This window comes from Thermotoga sp. SG1 (assembly GCF_002865985.1).
Taxonomy (GTDB): Bacteria; Thermotogota; Thermotogae; order Thermotogales; family Thermotogaceae; genus Thermotoga.
Genome location: NZ_LNDD01000003.1, coordinates 421921 through 438319 on the forward strand (window position 1 = coordinate 421921; position 16399 = coordinate 438319).

Here is a 16399-nt window from a genome sequence, read left to right on the forward strand (position 1 = left end):
GTGGAAGACCCTGTCAGTAGTATGTTGACACTCGGTCTTGAAGGTGTGCTCCTTGTTGTGCTGATCTACCTCTCTAACTTCTTTTCCTCTTCAGAAACCGCTTTGACCCTGATGAGCAAGGTGAAGATCAAGGAATTTCTGGAAAAGAAAGAGGAAGAATCGGAAAGGGAAAGTTATATCCATCTCTTCAACAAGTACCTCACGACGATCTTGATAAGTAACAACCTCGTCAACCTTTTCGCTTCGTCCATCTCCACACTGATCTTTCTGAATCTTCTCAGAGGAGTGAGCGAAGAGCTTGTGGCGGTGGTTTCCACCCTCTTTATCACCACCGTTCTTCTCATATTCGGAGAGATCACCCCAAAAGTTATGGCAAGGGCTGAGCCAGACCGCATCTTCCAGAGATCGATAGGTGTGGTCAGATTTCTCACCAGAGTTTTCGATCCCGTCGGAAGGCTTTTGGTGAAGATATCCGACGGTATCATCGCTTTGAGGCATGGGAAGAAGATATCCGAAGATCTGTTCATCACCGAGGAAGACATCGTCTCCATCGTTCAGGTTGGGGGCGAGATGGGAGTCATAGAGCAGGAAGAGGAAAGAATAGTGAAACGTGCCTTCGAAATGAAACAGATAGCCGTCAAGGAGATAATGACACCCCGCGTTGACATCGTGGCAATAGAGGAGAACCAGACGGTGAGGGATCTCATTGAACTGATAGAAGATGAAGGCTATTCCAGGATTCCTGTCTACAGGGAGACCATAGACAACATCGTGGGGGTCTGTTACGCTAAAGATGTCCTTTCAATTCTGGCAGAGAAGGATTGTGAAGAGGTAAAGAACATGAAGGTGAAGGACATAATGAGAGACGCCCTCTACGTGCCGGAGACCATGAACATAGATGAACTCCTGAAAATCCTCAAGTCGAGAAAGATCCATATAGCCATAGTTGTGGACGAGTACGGTGGAACGGCCGGGATCGTGACCCTCGAAGATATAATAGAGGAACTCTTCGGTGATATCATGGACGAATACGACTACGACGAAGTGTCCGGTATAAAGAAAATCGGAGAGAAGACTTACATCGTCGATGGTAGTACACCTATAAACGATCTGGAGATAGAGTTAAGAATTCAGTTTCCGCAGACAGAGTACGAAACGATAGCAGGATACCTTCTGGAACACTTCAAAAGAATACCGAACGTTGGTGAGGAGGCTGTCATCGGTAACCTGTACTTCAAAGTGCTGGCAGTCGGTAAAAACAGGATAGAGAAGATCATGATAAAAGTTCTGGAGGGGGGAGGAGATGAGACCGGAGAAACTGGTGGAAATGGCTCTGGAGGTTCGGGAAAAGGCGTACGCTAGATACTCTGGATTCAGAGTAGGGGCTGCTCTTCTCACAAAGAGTGGAAGGGTGTTCACGGGAGTGAATGTGGAGAACTCTTCATACGGCCTCACCGTGTGTGCAGAAAGGGTAGCCGTGTTTAAAGCGGTTTCTGAAGGTGAAAGAGAGTTTGTCGCGATCGCGATAGCTTCGGATTCTCTTGAAAAAACTGTGCCCTGTGGTGCCTGCAGGCAGGTGCTCTACGAATTCTCCGAGGACATGGATGTGATCATGGCGGATAGAAACGGAGATTACGAGGTGGTGAAGTTGAAAGATCTTCTGCCAAGAGGCTTCAGACTGGGAGGTGAAGAACATTAAATCGGGTTTTGTTGCGCTGGCCGGAAAGCCGAACGTTGGAAAATCCACCTTCATAAACACTGTTTTGGGTAGAAAGGTTGTGATCGTCTCCGATAAACCCCAGACCACCAGAAACAGGATAAACTGCATCTACACCGACAAAGACGCACAGATCATATTTGTGGACACTCCGGGTATACACAAACCACTTCATCGCCTGGGAGAATACATGGTGAAGGCTGCCGTTCAGGCTCTAAAGGGAGTGGATATCGTCCTCTTCATTCTGGATGCCGCCGATGGTTTCACCGAAACAGATGAACAGGTCGCAAAGATCGTGAACGAATCCAGGACAAAAACCATCATCGCCGTGAACAAGATAGATGTAGCAGGAGAGGAAAAGGCAAAGTCGGTAGGAGAACTTGCAAAAGGTATGGTCGAAAACGCTATTTCCGTTCATTACATATCCGCTCTGAAGGGTATAGGTGTTTTCGAGTTGCTTGATAAGATAAAGGAAGAACTTCCAGAAGGACCACAGTACTACCCTGAGGACATGATCACGGATCGTCCGCTCTCTTTCATGGCGGCTGAAATCATAAGAGAAAAGATCTTCCATCTGACTCGTCAGGAAGTTCCGCATTCCACCGCCGTCGTCATCGAGGAGATAAAGGACAGACCGAACGGTGTCCTTTACATACGGGCCAACATATACGTAGAACGTGATTCACAGAAGGGAATATTGATAGGAAAAAGCGGCAGCATGATAAAGAAGATAGGAACCCTTGCACGTGAAGAGATAGAGTTCCTTGTTGGAAGGAAGGTGTTTCTCGATCTCAACGTCAAGGTGAAAGAAAAGTGGAGGGAAAAGGACTTCATAATCCTTCAGGAAATCGGTCTGAAACACGACATAAAATGAGGTGATGTTCGATGAAGTGTCCAGGATGTGGTGCCAGCATACAGTTCGAGGATCCGAAAAAACCAGGGTACATCCCAAGGGAAGCCTTTGAAAAAAGACTGGAGGAAGGGAAAGAAATCCTGTGTCAACGGTGCTTTCGTATAAAGCACTATGGAAAACTGGAACCCATAGAGTACGACTGGGATTTCAGGAATCAGTTGAAATCCTACCTCGGTGGTTTTGAGGTGGTTCTGTGGGTGATCGACATCTTCGACTTTGAGGGCACGTACAGAGAAGACATAGCGAACCTGCTGAAAGGAAAGGACGTTGTGTATGTGATCAACAAGCTCGACCTTCTTCCCAGGGCAGTTACTGTCAGGGAAGTGAAAGAATGGGTGAAAAGGAGAATAAAAGCAAAAGATCCCGAAAAGATAAGAATAGTGAGTGCCGAGAAAAACCACGGTCTGAAGTCCCTAGTGAAACTGCTTGCACGATTGACCGACAAGGCACTGGTGATAGGAGTGACGAACGTTGGGAAATCCTCCCTTTTAAACAAGATATGTACTCACGAGAACACCATCAGTCCGTTTCCAGGAACGACTCTTGGAATACTGAGAAGGAAGGTAAAAGGTGAGAATCTCTACCTTTACGACACCCCCGGTATCATGACGAAAGACAGAGTCCTCGATCTTCTGGATCCGGAATGTCAAAAGGCGATCCTGCCGAGGGAAGAACTCTCCAGAAAAACCTTCAAACCAGAGAGGAACAGAACGATCTTCATGGGAGGATTGTGTCGCTTTGACATAGACTACGAAACGGAGAAAAGCCCCATATTCCTACTCTTTTCCTCCAGAGAGGTTACCTTTCATGAGACAAGGAGAGAAAGAGCAGACGAGTTGATGAGGAACAGACTGGGAGATCTTCTAAAACCACCCTGTTCGAAAGCGAGGTACGAAGATTTCACGTGGAAAAAGGAGAAGTTCATTCTGAACAAAGGAGAAGAACTGGCAGTGGCGGGCCTGGGATGGATGAGTGTCAGAAGAGGACCGTTGACGGTCGAAGTTACCATCCCGGAAAATGTAAAACTCGTTATAAGAGAAGCCCTGGTGAACCCCAACCGCTAGGCAACGGGAATGCCTCTTCTCTTTGCCAGATCCTCCAGTATTTTTCTTTCTTCTCTAGAAAGGTTCTTTGGAATTTCAACATGTACATTCACAAGGAGGTCGCCCCTTCTACCGTACTCACCCGGCAGTCCTTTCCCTTTCAGACGGAATACCGTCTCGGGCTGTGTGCCAGGTGGTATCTTCAGCATGGTTGTACCACCTTCGGGGAGAGGAATCTCGACGGTTGTTCCCAGTATCGCCTGGAGGTAATCTATCGTGATGTCGTATATCAGATCTCTTCCAGATCTCCTGAACTTGCTATCTGATTTCACTCGAACGGTGATTATCAGATCACCGTAGGGACCACCGTAATAACCCGCGTTACCACCACCGGATATCCTCAAATGCCCGCCGTCTTCGATGTTTGGGGGTATTTTTATCGTTCTTCGCACTCTTCTGAGAACTCTTCCACTTCCTCCGCACTCATGACACAATTCTCGAGGGACTCTTCCCGTTCCGCCGCATTCGTCACAGGTTCTTTCACTGACGAAATATCCAAAGAACGACCTTTTTTCTTCTCTGATCCTTCCCGTTCCACCACAGCGTGGACAGCCGATGTATCCTGAATCTGGCTCTACACCGGTTCCTCCACATCTTAAACACGTTTCGTACCTTTCGTATTCGATGGGAATCTCCGTACCGTTGATCAGGTCGGAAAGGTTCACTTCTATGGTGTAGCGTATGTCTTCTCCTCTGCGGGCGTATTTTCTTCTCTCTCTTCGTCCAGATTCCTCACCGAAGAACACGTCGAATATATCCCTGTTGAAGATATTTTCGAACTCTCTGAAAACGTCTTCGAAGAAGCTGCTACCAGTTTCTGCTTCTTGATAGACGGGTTGTTCCCCGACGTATCCAAAACGATCGTACATGGCCCTCTTCTGAGGATCGCTGAGGACCTCGTAGGCTTCCTGAATCTCTTTGAAGCGCTGCTCGGCTTCTTTTCTGTTTTCTGGATGTCTATCTGGATGCCACTCTTTTACCAGCTTTTTGTACGCTTTTCTTATCTCCTCCTGCGTGGCGTTCCTCGGAACACCGAGGATCTCGTAATAATCCTTTTTTTCTCTTTTCATGGAGAATCACTCCTTTTTATCGGGAGGTTCTTCATCTTTCTTTCTCGGTTTCACGGCCACTTTCACCTTCGCTGGCTTCAATACCTTCCCGTGGAATTTGTAACCACTTTCCAGTACTTCGAGGATAGTGTATTCCTCCACATCGTCCGTTTCAACTCTCTCAACTGCCTCATGTTCGAACGGATCAAAAGTTTCTCCCACCTGGATCTTAGAGAGGCCTTCCTTTTCCAGTGTATTCAGAAGCTTTTTGTATATCAACTTCACACCATCGTAGAAGGATTTCTCATGATCCTTCTGATTCAACGCTCTTTCGAAGTCATCGAGTATGGGAATCAGTTTTGAGATGAGGTATTCGTTTGCGTTCTTTATGAGTTCTCTCTTTTCCCGGGCGACTTCCTCACGGTAATTTTCGTATTCGGCCTTGAGTCTTTTGGCGTATTCTTCGAGTTCCCTGTATTTTTCTTTCAATTCCTCACATTCCTGAGAGAGATCCTTCTTTTCTTTTTCAGACATTCTATCACCTCCTGGCAGCCGATGTGAAGTACTCCGAAAGTCTGTTGAGTACGTAGTTGAAAACCCTGTGGTTTCTGTCGTACCTGGTGATCTTTGAGGTGAAAAGATGGACGCTTCCAATAGGCGATGAACCTTTGTAGTATCTACCAGAGAAAACGGCAAATCTCTCCAGTTTTTTCCTTCCGATCTCTTTTCCGATCTTCACCGTAATGTCTTTGTCGTTTTCTATGAGACTCTCTAGAAAACGATGGTCCTTTAACTCTTCCAGAAGGTGCTTTATATCTTCCAGAGAGAGAGTATCGTCCTTCAGGAGATTTTCAAAGCCAACGTCTATGTACCTTTCCAGTTTTTCGTTCATCACGGATTCTATGAGTTTGAGAATACCGCTTCCTCTGAGAGTTTCTACCTTTCCTGTTAGCACGTCTTCAACTGTTCTTCCCCTCAAAAGGAAGTTCAGCTGTCTTTCTATTTCCTCCCAATTCAAATCGTCATGGATTCTAATGGGAGTGATCTTAGAAATACCGAATTCTGTCAGTATTGAGAAAATAAGGTAATCCTCGGATATCGGTGTGAGGATCACCCTGAGTATTTTCAAATCTCTGGGATTTGGTCTTTCTATGAGAACGTACCCTTCGGCCAGCCGGGCAAGAAGATTGCCAGCCAGAAGCAGGATTTTTTCTGGATCTGCAAGCGGAATTAACCTGAAGGTATCCACCTCCAGGTTCAGTTCTTCGGTTTCTTTGGAGATCTTTACCATTTCTTCGTAGTAGAATCTGAGTCCCTTGTCCGTTGGAACCCGGCCAGCCGAGGTATGAGGTTGGTATATGTAACCAAGGTATTCCAGTTTCTTCATATCGTTTCTTATGGTGGCACTGCTAAAATTTATATTGCTCACTTCGAGAACCCTCTGTGAGCTGACGGGTTTTTTGTTCTCTATGTACTCTTTCACAATGCAGTAAAGTACCTTTCTTTGGCGGTCGTTCAGGTTTCTTTGGTGTTCACCCTTGTTTTGGAGCCTTCTCATTTTAGCACTCCTTTCTTTTGAGTGCTAATAATAGTTTAGCATACATCTTGAAAGAATTCAAGGTCAGAAGAGAAAACAAAAGGACTTGATTTACGAATGGAAAATTGCTACCATATTATACGGGAGCCGAGGTGGCGGAATGGCAGACGCGGCTGACTCAAAATCAGCTGGGGGATAACCCCGTGCGGGTTCAAGTCCCGCCCTCGGCACCAGGAGGGGCTCTAGGAGCCCCATTTGTTTTTAATGAAGGAGGTTGATCGATGACCAGGGTCGTGAAGGTGAATCCTCTCTTTCCCAATGAAAGAGCCCTGAAAGAGGCCGCCGATCTTCTGAAAAAAGGGGAGGTTGTTGTCTTTCCGACAGAAACGGTCTACGGAATAGGGGCGGATGCTTACAACGAGAAAGCGTGCAGGAAGATATTCGAAATCAAGGGAAGACCCGCAGACAACCCTCTGATAGTCCACATATGTTCATTTTCCCAACTCGAAGAGGTGGCAGATGGGTACGAACCTTTCAGAAAGTTTCTGGAGAGATTCTGGCCTGGTCCTTTAACGGTCATACTTCCGAAGAAGTCCTGGAGAATTTCTAATGTGGTCACTGCGGGACTTCCCACGGTGGCTGTGAGAATGCCGGCTCACCCGGTGGCCATGAAACTGATAGAAATGCTGGGAGATCCCATTGCTGCCCCGAGTGCGAACCTGTCTGGAAGACCCAGCGCGACGAACGTGGATCACGTTGTGGAGGACTTCATGGGACGGGTGAGCCTGATACTGGACGCAGGGAACACACCGCTTGGCCTGGAATCCACCATAATAGATCTTTCAAAAGAAAAGCCTGTCCTTTTGAGGCCGGGCCCTGTAGAGGTTGAAAGACTGAAAGAGTTCTTCCCCAATCTTGTTGTACCGGATTTCGTGAAAAAAGGGGAGTTCAGAGGAAAACCTCTGGCACCGGGCATGAAATACCGTCACTACGCTCCCTCAAAGCCGTTGATACTCGTAGAAAACCTCGAGAAGATGAAGAACGTTTTGAAAGAGTTTCCCGATCACGTTGTGATATGTGTCGAAGAGAGGAAGGCCCTGTACGGAGACAGAATCGTCGTAGGTTCTTTGAAAAATCCCTACAGCATAGCGCAGAACCTCTTTGCAGCACTCAGAGAAGCGGAAAAGAGAGAAAAAGAGTATATAATTGTTGAGGGACTGGAGGAAAGAGGCATACTCTTTGCGGTGATGAACCGATTGAGGAAGGCCGCCTCCAGGATCGTGAGGTGAAAGATCTAGATGGACAAAACCCAGGAACGAACCGATAAGTTGCTTTTGCTTCTTTCTATATTGATAATGGAGTTTTCCAACGTAAAGGAAGAGAGGGATGTCCTTCTTAGCCTGTTGAACCTTGTGAAGAAGGTCGTTGATGTGAACGATCTGGTTCTGATCGACGAAAACAAGCGGGTTGTGCTGGGAAGAGAACTCGATGTTTCAAGATTCGAGGAGTTCATAGAATGGGCTACAAAACAGGCATCTCCAGCTTTTGTGGAAGAGGCAGGAAGATACGTCGGAATCATTCCTCTGGTCAAACTCGGAAGGTCCTTCGGGAGTCTGATCGTCTTCATGGATCACCAACCTTCGATGGAAGAGACAGAGATCTTCAGAATTTTTTCGGTTCTTTCTTCCATCGTACTGGAAAACGTCAGGCTCTACAGAGAACTTGAAGAAACGTACGACTACGTGAACACTATCCTCAACAACCTTCCGGAGGGTATCTTCGTTTATTCAAACGGAGAAATACGTTTTCAGAACGAAAGGTTCGCAAGGGAAAGTTTCCCAGAAGATGTTATGAAGAAAGCGATGGAGATTTCAGAAGAGGCAATTTCGCTTGGAGTTCAGAGAACTGGGGAAGTCGAATCTGAGGACGAGTTCTTTTCTATCACCTCCATTCCTCTGCTCTACAACGGTGAGACACAGGCCCTGACGATCGTAGAAAACATCACGGCATCGAAGGAACTAGAAAGGCTAAAACGCATAGACAGGATGAAAACAGAGTTCGTTGCGAACATATCCCATGAGCTCAGAACCCCTCTGACTGCTATAAAAGCCTACACGGAGACCATGTACAACAGCTTGGAGGAACTCGACGCGGATACCCTGAAAGAATTTCTGGAAGTTGTACTCGATCAGAGCAATCACCTTGAAAGTCTTCTCGACGAACTTCTCGATTTCTCCAAACTCGAAAGAAAAGCACTGCAAATAAAAAAGGAAAAAATCAACATCTGCGAACTGGTGGAAAGCGCCGTCAGTGCCATCAAAGAATTCGCAGCTTCTCAGGGTGTAAAAGTCTTTCTGGAAAAGAAGGTTCCATGCTTCGAGGTGGAAGTCGATCCAACGAGGATGAAACAGGTTCTTTTGAACCTTCTGAGTAACGGTGTGAAGTACTCGAAAAAGGATGAACCAGAAAAATATGTGAAGGTGGTTCTGGACAAAAACGAAGATGGTATTCTCATTGTTGTGGAAGACAACGGTATAGGGATACCGGAACACGCCAGAGAAAAGATCTTCGAACAGTTCTACAGAGTCGACTCTTCCTTGACTTACGAAGTTTCTGGAACGGGTCTGGGACTTGCCATTACAAAAGAGATCGTGGAACTCCACGGCGGAAGAATCTGGGTTGAGAGTGAGGAGGGGAAGGGATCCAGGTTTTTCGTGTGGATCCCGCATGATCATGGCACTGAAGATAATCGATAAGATACTCGAGGGTATCGACAAGTTACCATCTCCCAACATCGTCGTTCAAAGGATAGTGGCCGTGTGTTCAAATCCGGTTGCTTCTTCCTCGGAAGTTGCCAACACCCTCATGATGGATGCAAGTCTCAGTGCCAGGGTCTTGAAACTTGCAAATTCTGCTTATTACGGGATTCCCCGGAAAATAACAACCCTGAGTGAAGCAGTCATGATACTGGGATTCAAGACTGTCAGGAACCTTGCTTTGAGCGTTTTCACCTACGATATGATCTTCAAGAACAGATCCTCTAGCATCGACAGAGAAAAACTCTGGGCGCACTTTATTGCAACGGCCGTTGCCTCAGAAACCATTGCAGAGACAGTCGGTTACCCGCTGAAGGAAGAGATATTCATAGCGGGACTACTCCACGACATAGGAAAAGTGGTTTACGACTTTCTTCTCTCTGACGTTCTGGAGATGGAGGTAAGAATCGCTCAGAAGTTAAAGAAGAACCTGATCGAAGTGGAAGAGGAACTGGAGGTGCCCCCTCACACCGAAGTTGGGGCAAAGCTTCTGAAAAACTGGAATTTTCCGGATCTTCTTGTTTTCACAGCAGACTATCATCATCGAGTTGATGCAAACCCCAACGAACTGTTCATCAATCAGGTGTCGATGGTCCATGTTGGGGATGTCCTGGCGAACCTCATGATGAAAGGTGCGTCTCTTTCGTGGGGAGATCCTGTTCTTTCTCATTTTGCTCTGAACACACTCAGATTGAAGCCACGTCTTGTTTTAAGAGTTCTTGAGAGATCCAGGGAAAAATACGAGAAGGCAAAGGAGTTTCTGAGTCTGGATTAGGAGGTGAAAAGAATGCATCCTCTCTATAGAAAGGCGATGTTGGAATCGGAGATACAGAAACTTCTGGCCGAGGCGCTTCGACAGCTGAGAGATCCACGTTTGAAGAAAGAATTTGTGACCTTTTCTCGCGTCGAACTTTCAAAGGACAAGAAATACGCTGACGTTTACGTAAGTTTTCTGGGAAGTCCTCAGGAGCGAAAGGAAGCGGTGGAAATATTGAACAGGGCAAAGGGTTTCTTCAGAACCTATGTGGCAAAGAATCTGAAACTCTACGTTGCTCCGGAGATTCGCTTCTACGAAGACAAAGGAATAGAAGCGAGCGTCAGGGTACATCAGTTGCTGAATCAACTGGGCTTCGATCCGTTTAAACACGAAGAAGAGGAAGGTGAAAACAAGGAATGAAACACGGAGTCCTCGTAGCCTACAAGCCGAAGGGTCCAACCTCACACGATGTGGTGGATGAAGTACGAAAGAAGCTGAAAACACGGAAGGTGGGACACGGTGGAACCCTGGATCCCTTCGCCTGCGGTGTGCTCATTCTAGGGGTGAACCAGGGAACGCGTCTTCTTGAGTTCTACAAGAACCTGAACAAGGTCTACTGGGTGAAGATGAGGCTCGGGCTGATTACAGAGACCTTCGACATAACGGGAGAAGTCGTCGAAGAAAGAGAGTGCAACGTCACGGAGGAGGAAATAAAAGAGGCCATCTTTTCTTTCGTTGGAGAGTACGATCAAGTACCACCCGCTTATTCTGCGAAGAAATACAGGGGCGAGAGACTCTACAAACTGGCAAGAGAGGGTAAAATCATAAGACTTCCTCCAAGAAGGGTGAAGATCTTCAGAATCTGGGATGTGGTGATAGATGGAAAAACCGTCTCTTTCAGGGTGGAGGTCTCGCCCGGAACTTATGTGAGGTCTCTCTGCATGGACATCGGATACAAACTTGGTTGTGGGGCGACCGTCGTAGAGCTTGTGAGAGAGAGTGTGGGGCCGCACACCCTCGAAGAAAGTCTCAACGTCTTCGAAGCATCGCCGGAGGAGATAGAAAACAGAGTGATCCCGATGGAAAGGTGCCTGGAGTGGCTCCCACGCGTGGTGATCTTTCAGGATTTTTCTGAAAGGATCCTCAACGGATCCCAGGTGTTTCTGGAGATGCTGAAGGAATGGGATGAGTTCAGGAAGGAAGACACGGTGAGAGTCTTCGATGAAGAGGGAAATCTTCTTGCGCTCGCGGAGGCAGAGAGAAACGCTTCTTTTCTTCGTACATTGAAAAGACAGGGCAGGAACGAACGAGTTTTGAAATTGAAAAAGGTTTTCAACACGAGGTGAAAAAATGATTGTCAGCATCGGTGTTTTCGACGGAGTTCACGTTGGGCATCGCAAGGTTCTTGAGAAACTCAGGGAAGTGGCCTCTTCAAAGAAAATGCCTGCTCTTGTGTTCACCATATCCCATCCCCCCGAATATCTCTCACCCGATTTTCTAGGTCTTTTGTTGCCTGTAGAAGAGAGGGTGGCGATTCTTTCAAAATTTTCGGAAGTGGTCGTACTGGATTTTTTTCAGATCAAAGATCTGTCACCGAAAGAATTTGTCGAAAAGTATTTGCCAGATGTCTCTGGGGTGGTCGTTGGAAGAGATTTCAGATTCGGAAAGAACGCCGAGGGAGATATTTCTTTTTTGAGAAAAAACGGACTGGAAGTGTACGAAGTGCCCGACACGATCGTCAACGGAAAGAAAGTGAGCAGTTCTCTGATCAGAAAACTCGTCCAGGAAGGAAGGGTGGAGGAGATACCACCCTATCTTGGCAGGCACTATGAGATATCAGGGATTGTCTACAGAGACAGACAGTTCGGAAGAAAGTTGGGGTTTCCAACGGCCAACATCGACAGGGGAAGAGAAAAACTCGTGAATTTGAAAAACGGAGTATATTTTGTGAAGGTGCATTTGCCGAATCAGGAAGAGAAATTCGGTGTCATGAACGTGGGATTCAGACCTACCGTGGGCGATTCTACGCACGTGAAATACGAGGTCTACATACTGGATTTCGAAGGAGATCTGTACGGTGCCCACCTGAAGGTGGAAGTTCTGAAGTTCATAAGGCCAGAAAAGAAGTTCAACTCAATTGAAGAGTTGAAAGATACGATCGCTCAGGACATCGAGAATGCAAAACGGTTGATGGATGATATAATCAATTCGAAGTTATCCAGAAGAGGTGATGGTGAATGAGGAAGTTGACCTACACAGCCATGTGGCTGGCCGTTGGAGTTGCTCTTGCCTACCTTCTGCATCTGGTGAACCTTGGCAGGATGTTCCTGCCGATTCATCTTGTTGCCATGCTCGCTGGAGCGGTCTCCGGGGCTTTTGTTGGAGGGATTGTTGGAGGGATTCTTCCGGTTCTGTCTTTTCTGACCATGGGTATGCCGCCCTTTCCAATGTTTCTGTTCATGATTCCTGAAGTCTTCGTGTACGGCTTCATTCTGGGAATGATGGAGAAGAAAAATATATTCCTCAGACTCGCCGTTGCGGTTCTTCTTGGCAGACTGGTTTACTCGGTGTCTTACTACGCTCTAGGAGCACTCATTGGAATAAAACTTCAGCCGCTCACTTCGATTCTATTGAGCTTCACCACGGGGATTCCCGGTATTGTTCTTCAATTTGTTCTTGTTCCACTCGTCTATAGAAGGCTTCAATTGATACTTGAGAAGGGAGGAAAGGAGAATGCCTGAGATCATCTACGCAGCAGCTCCAGGTGCTTCAAACGGTAGTGCCACGGCCCCGGCAAGCAGTGGCTGGGGAAGTCTCCTCTTCATGCTGATCTTCTTCATAGCGATCTTCTACTTTCTGATCATCCTTCCTCAGAGAAGAAGAGAAAAGCAGTTTCAGCAGATGCTGAGTCAGTTGAAACGGGGAGACACGGTTGTCACAATAGGTGGTATCGTTGGAAAGGTCATCGATATCAAGAAAGACACCGTAAAGATCAAAACTGCCAACGCCACAGAACTTGAAATCACAAAAAGAGCTATATCAACCGTCATAAAGGAGAAGAATCAGGAGGGATAATCGATGAGGGGAGACAGGGTAAGGCTTGTGGTAGTGCTGATCGTACTGGTCGGCGCTCTATTGGCCCTCTTCTGGCCCAGCAAGGGAGGGTGGACGTCCAACATTCGCCTCGGACTGGATATAAAAGGTGGTGCGAGGATAGAGTATCTCGTCGAGGTGGAAGAAGGAACGGAGACCCCTTCTGATGTGGTTGATGACGTGTGGACGGTTTTGAGAAACAGGCTCGATGCGGCTGGGTACACTGAAGCCTCCGTGAAGAAAGTATTTCGCGAGAACAAATCCTACATAGTTGTGGAAATACCTGGAGCAACCGATACCGTCCAAGCGGAAAAGCTTATAGGGTCAACGGGTGTGCTTTACTTTGCCCAGGTTTTGGATGAGTACGACGGTGAAGATCCATACGAGGTACCAGAACTTTCTCTAGAAGCTAAGAGAGAAAAAGCAGCGTGGCTCAGAGGGAGGAACGGGAAATGGTATCTTGTGAAAAAAGAGATAATGGGAAGAAAGGACCTGGTTCTTGAAGCACCACGGATCGTTTACGCCAGGCCAGAGGTGGAAACAAGAGCGGGAAGATACGGTTACAAAGTTTCCTTTGAACTTGCCAAAGAATACGTGGACAAATTCAAAAAGATCACCCAGGCCCTTTACGTTCCCGAAGGCACCTACGATCCAAAAAAAAGACTTGCGATCGTTTTGGACAATGTTGTGCAGTTTGCAGGTCAGGTTGTTGCCATCATACCAGATGGAAAAGCTGAAATAACTGGAAACTTCTCTCTTGAAGAAGCAAAACAACTTGCCGCCATTTTGAGAAGTGGTGCTTTACCTGCGAGACTTGTAAAGACCTCCTCTGGGTGGGTGGCGCCTCTTCTTGGTCGTGACGTGATCGATGCTTCTCTGAAAGCAGGAATAGTGGGACTTATCCTTGTCCTTTTGTACATGCTGGTTTACTACAGGACGATGGGAATTGTAGCGGATCTTGCCCTCATCTACAACACGATACTTCTACTTGGTGTGATGGCAGCTGGCAAGTTCATACTCACCCTTCCCGGTATAGCGGGTATCATCCTCACTATCGGAACAACGGTGGACGGAAACGTGATCATATACGAAAGAATAAAAGAAGAAATGCGGTTAGGAAAACCCGTTAAGACATCCATAGCGGCAGGTTTCGACAGATCGCTTTCAACGATTCTGGATGCAAACATCACAACCATACTCACTGGACTCATACTCTACTATTTCGGAACAGGAACCGTAAAAGGATTTGCCATCACATTGATAATCGGTGTTCTTGGTAGTATATTCGTGAATCTTGTGTTCAGCAGACTTCTCCTCGACAGCCTTGCTCCTCTCATAAAACCGCCCCGGGTTGAGGAAGCTCAGGGAGGGAGCAAACAATGAGAAGAGAGATCGATTTCATGGGGAAATCGAAGATCTTTATAACGGTTTCACTGATACTGATCGTGATTTCTCTTGTTTCGATATTCACGAAAGGCTTCAACTTCGGAGTAGAGTTCACAGGTGGCTCCGAAATCATCGTGCGTTTTGAGAACGTGGAGATCACAGAGTCTGATATAAGAAACGAGATCTCTCGAATCTCCGATGAATTCGCAACGGCCAGGATCGTTCAAGTGCGGTCCGCGGGGGATCCCGCGAACGTTCTGAAGTATTCAATAGTCGTTCCCAAAACCTACGAACCAGATGAAAAGGAGAGGATTCAAAGAGAACTTGAAAGTCTTCTTCCGGGGAAGGTTGTTTCCTTCAACGAAATCAGCGGAACAGCAGCAGAAGAGATAAGAAGGGGCACATGGACAGCTATTCTGGTGGCGCTGGTAGTCCTCCTCATCTACATCACCATACGGTTCAGGTTCGTGTTCGGTGTGGCAGCGATCGTTGCTCTCGTTCATGATGTTCTCATCACAATGGGCTTTTTCTCACTCTTCGGATACGAAATCAACGTTGCTGCCGTTGCGGCCTTTCTGACACTTCTTGGCTATTCGTTGAACGACTCCATCGTACTTTCGGACAGGATCAGAGAAAATATGAAAAGATACCGCGGAAGGAACATGCTCAACATCGTGAACATGAGTATAAATCAGGTTCTTGCCAGAACGATCAATACCTCTCTCACAACGTTCTTTGTAGTTTTTGTCTTACTACTGTTTGCGGGAAATGCTGTGAAACCTTTTGCCTTTGGAATGACGATAGGGACGGTGGTGGGAACCTACTCTTCACTCTACATAGTTTCTCCCATCATCGTGAAATGGTCAAAATGAGAGGGGCGAAGGCCCCTCTTTAAAATTCCACTCTGCTCATGTCTCCCAGGATGAGGCTCAAACTAGCAGGTTTCCTAGCAGAGCTTCTTACAGAGACACCCTTTCCCAGAATGGAGGAGTCTATCCTCTTTTCTATACCCACTATAGAACAACTGTCCATCACTATACTGTTTTCAATCTCGCAGTTTTCTAGGACCACGTTGTTTCCAATGGATGTGTAAGGCCCCACGTAAGTGTCCTTTATAAGGCAATTTTCGCCTATAACCACGGGTCCTCTGATCAGTGAGTTGACAATTCTGGAGGACTTTCCAATCATAACAGCTCCCTGAATGGTGGTTTTATCGTCCACTTCACCGAGAATCTCCTCGTTTATTCCCATGAGGATTTTCCTGTTGGCTTCCAGCAGATCATTGGGTTTCCCTGTATCTTTCCACCAGCCATAGATGATGTAACCTTTTACCTTTTCCCCTTTCTCTATGAGATATTCTATAGCGTCGGTTATCTCAAGTTCACCTCTCCAGGAGGGTTTTATGTTCTCTACGCCCTCGAATATTCTGTTTCTGAAAAGGTACAATCCCACGATGGCAAGATTGCTAGGAGGAATCTTTGGTTTTTCAACGACCTTTATAACCCTATCCCCTTCCATCACAGCCACACCGAAGCGGGTTGGATCTTTGACCGGTGAGAGCAAGATGGAAGCAGCGTAGTCTGACTTTTCGAAATCTTCCACGAACTTTCTGAGATCTTCGAGGATGAGGTTGTCTCCAAGGTACATCATGAAGCTCTCATCACCGAGGAAGTCTCTGGAAACCAAGACGGCGTGAGCAAGACCTTTGGGCTCTTCCTGAATAATGTAAGTGATTTTCAGGCCGAAGGGATTGTCTCCTACAACGTTTCTGAATTCTTCTGCGTTGTAAGGATTTACGACGATTCCCACTTCTTCGATTCCGGCTCGTGCGATGTTTTCCAAACTGTAGAAAAGAATGGGCTTGTTTGCAATCGGTATGAGATGTTTTGCGGTAGTGAATGTTAGAGGCCTTAGTCTGGTACCCTTTCCTGCACAGAGCACAATCGCTTTTTTCACTATCACACCTCCTTTCTCAAAAATTATATCAATCGACCATGATAGAATAAGTAAGGAAAAACTATTGGGAGG

18 protein-coding genes and 1 tRNA gene are annotated in these 16399 nt (G+C 46.7%); 15 read left to right on the forward strand and 4 right to left on the reverse strand.

Annotation, left to right across the window (positions count from 1 at the left end):
* Genes AS006_RS05025 through yqeH form a run of 4 tightly spaced genes read left to right on the forward strand, consistent with a single transcriptional unit; the run spans nucleotide 1 to nucleotide 3694 of the window.
* Nucleotides 1–1362, forward strand: coding sequence for a hemolysin family protein (locus tag AS006_RS05025; protein WP_101513246.1), 1362 nt, complete (start codon nucleotides 1–3; stop codon nucleotides 1360–1362).
* Complete coding sequence (cdd, locus tag AS006_RS05030; RefSeq protein WP_101513247.1) at nucleotides 1304–1699, forward strand: cytidine deaminase; 396 nt, start codon at nucleotides 1304–1306, stop codon at nucleotides 1697–1699. The genes AS006_RS05025 and cdd overlap by 59 nt, the downstream gene beginning before the upstream one ends.
* Nucleotides 1695–2591 (forward strand): GTPase Era, encoded by an 897-nt coding sequence (gene era, locus AS006_RS05035; RefSeq protein WP_199167410.1) that lies wholly within the window; start codon nucleotides 1695–1697, stop codon nucleotides 2589–2591. The genes cdd and era overlap by 5 nt, the downstream gene beginning before the upstream one ends.
* 11 nt (nucleotides 2592–2602) lie before the next feature.
* A complete protein-coding gene (gene yqeH, locus AS006_RS05040; protein WP_101513249.1) occupies nucleotides 2603–3694 on the forward strand; it encodes a ribosome biogenesis GTPase YqeH in 1092 nt (363 codons plus the stop codon).
* Here the strand turns inward: yqeH and dnaJ are convergent.
* The 3 genes from dnaJ to hrcA are packed head-to-tail and all read right to left on the reverse strand — an operon-like array spanning nucleotide 3691 to nucleotide 6340.
* On the reverse strand, nucleotides 3691–4803 hold the full coding sequence (dnaJ, locus tag AS006_RS05045) for a molecular chaperone DnaJ (RefSeq protein ID WP_101513250.1): 1113 nt from the start codon (nucleotides 4801–4803) through the stop codon (nucleotides 3691–3693). The two genes, yqeH and dnaJ, sit on opposite strands and share 4 nt — an antisense overlap.
* Nucleotides 4804–4809: 6 nt before the next feature.
* Entirely contained in the window at nucleotides 4810–5316 is a 507-nt protein-coding gene (locus AS006_RS05050; protein WP_101513251.1) for a nucleotide exchange factor GrpE, read from the reverse strand.
* Nucleotides 5317–5320: 4 nt separating this feature from the next.
* Complete coding sequence (hrcA, locus tag AS006_RS05055) at nucleotides 5321–6340, reverse strand: heat-inducible transcriptional repressor HrcA (protein WP_101513252.1); 1020 nt, start codon at nucleotides 6338–6340, stop codon at nucleotides 5321–5323.
* 125 nt (nucleotides 6341–6465) lie between these two features.
* Between hrcA and AS006_RS05060 the strand changes: the two genes are divergently transcribed.
* The 11 genes from AS006_RS05060 to secF all read left to right on the forward strand — a co-directional run bounded on the left by AS006_RS05060 (nucleotide 6466) and on the right by secF (nucleotide 15243).
* Nucleotides 6466–6552, forward strand: a tRNA-Leu gene (locus AS006_RS05060).
* Nucleotides 6553–6600: 48 nt separating this feature from the next.
* Nucleotides 6601–7608, forward strand: coding sequence for an L-threonylcarbamoyladenylate synthase (locus AS006_RS05065; protein WP_101513253.1), 1008 nt, complete (start codon nucleotides 6601–6603; stop codon nucleotides 7606–7608).
* A gap of 9 nt (nucleotides 7609–7617) precedes the next feature.
* Nucleotides 7618–9075: a cell wall metabolism sensor histidine kinase WalK gene (locus tag AS006_RS05070; RefSeq protein ID WP_101513254.1), complete on the forward strand. Its 1458-nt coding sequence runs from the start codon at nucleotides 7618–7620 to the stop codon at nucleotides 9073–9075.
* The gene (locus tag AS006_RS05075; protein WP_233185641.1) at nucleotides 9047–9910 is read left to right on the forward strand and encodes an HDOD domain-containing protein; all 864 of its coding nucleotides are present in this window, start codon (nucleotides 9047–9049) and stop codon (nucleotides 9908–9910) included. Before AS006_RS05070 ends, AS006_RS05075 begins: the two co-directional genes overlap by 29 nt.
* Before the next feature lie 12 nt (nucleotides 9911–9922).
* Nucleotides 9923–10312, forward strand: coding sequence for a 30S ribosome-binding factor RbfA (gene rbfA, locus AS006_RS05080; protein ID WP_101513255.1), 390 nt, complete (start codon nucleotides 9923–9925; stop codon nucleotides 10310–10312).
* Entirely contained in the window at nucleotides 10309–11238 is a 930-nt protein-coding gene (gene truB, locus AS006_RS05085) for a tRNA pseudouridine(55) synthase TruB (RefSeq protein ID WP_101513256.1), read from the forward strand. Before rbfA ends, truB begins: the two co-directional genes overlap by 4 nt.
* Nucleotides 11239–11242: 4 nt before the next feature.
* Entirely contained in the window at nucleotides 11243–12133 is an 891-nt protein-coding gene (gene ribF / locus AS006_RS05090) for a riboflavin biosynthesis protein RibF (protein WP_101513257.1), read from the forward strand.
* Complete coding sequence (locus tag AS006_RS05095) at nucleotides 12130–12633, forward strand: ECF transporter S component (protein ID WP_101513258.1); 504 nt, start codon at nucleotides 12130–12132, stop codon at nucleotides 12631–12633. Before ribF ends, AS006_RS05095 begins: the two co-directional genes overlap by 4 nt.
* On the forward strand, nucleotides 12626–12967 hold the full coding sequence (gene yajC, locus AS006_RS05100; RefSeq protein WP_041437806.1) for a preprotein translocase subunit YajC: 342 nt from the start codon (nucleotides 12626–12628) through the stop codon (nucleotides 12965–12967). Before AS006_RS05095 ends, yajC begins: the two co-directional genes overlap by 8 nt.
* A gap of 3 nt (nucleotides 12968–12970) precedes the next feature.
* Nucleotides 12971–14368, forward strand: coding sequence for a protein translocase subunit SecD (gene secD / locus AS006_RS05105; protein ID WP_101513259.1), 1398 nt, complete (start codon nucleotides 12971–12973; stop codon nucleotides 14366–14368).
* On the forward strand, nucleotides 14365–15243 hold the full coding sequence (gene secF, locus AS006_RS05110) for a protein translocase subunit SecF (protein WP_101513260.1): 879 nt from the start codon (nucleotides 14365–14367) through the stop codon (nucleotides 15241–15243). Before secD ends, secF begins: the two co-directional genes overlap by 4 nt.
* Nucleotides 15244–15262: 19 nt before the next feature.
* On the opposite strand, the gene AS006_RS05115 is transcribed toward secF, so the two are convergent.
* On the reverse strand, nucleotides 15263–16327 hold the full coding sequence (locus AS006_RS05115; RefSeq protein WP_101513261.1) for a glucose-1-phosphate thymidylyltransferase: 1065 nt from the start codon (nucleotides 16325–16327) through the stop codon (nucleotides 15263–15265).
* Nucleotides 16328–16399: the final 72 nt, after the last annotated feature.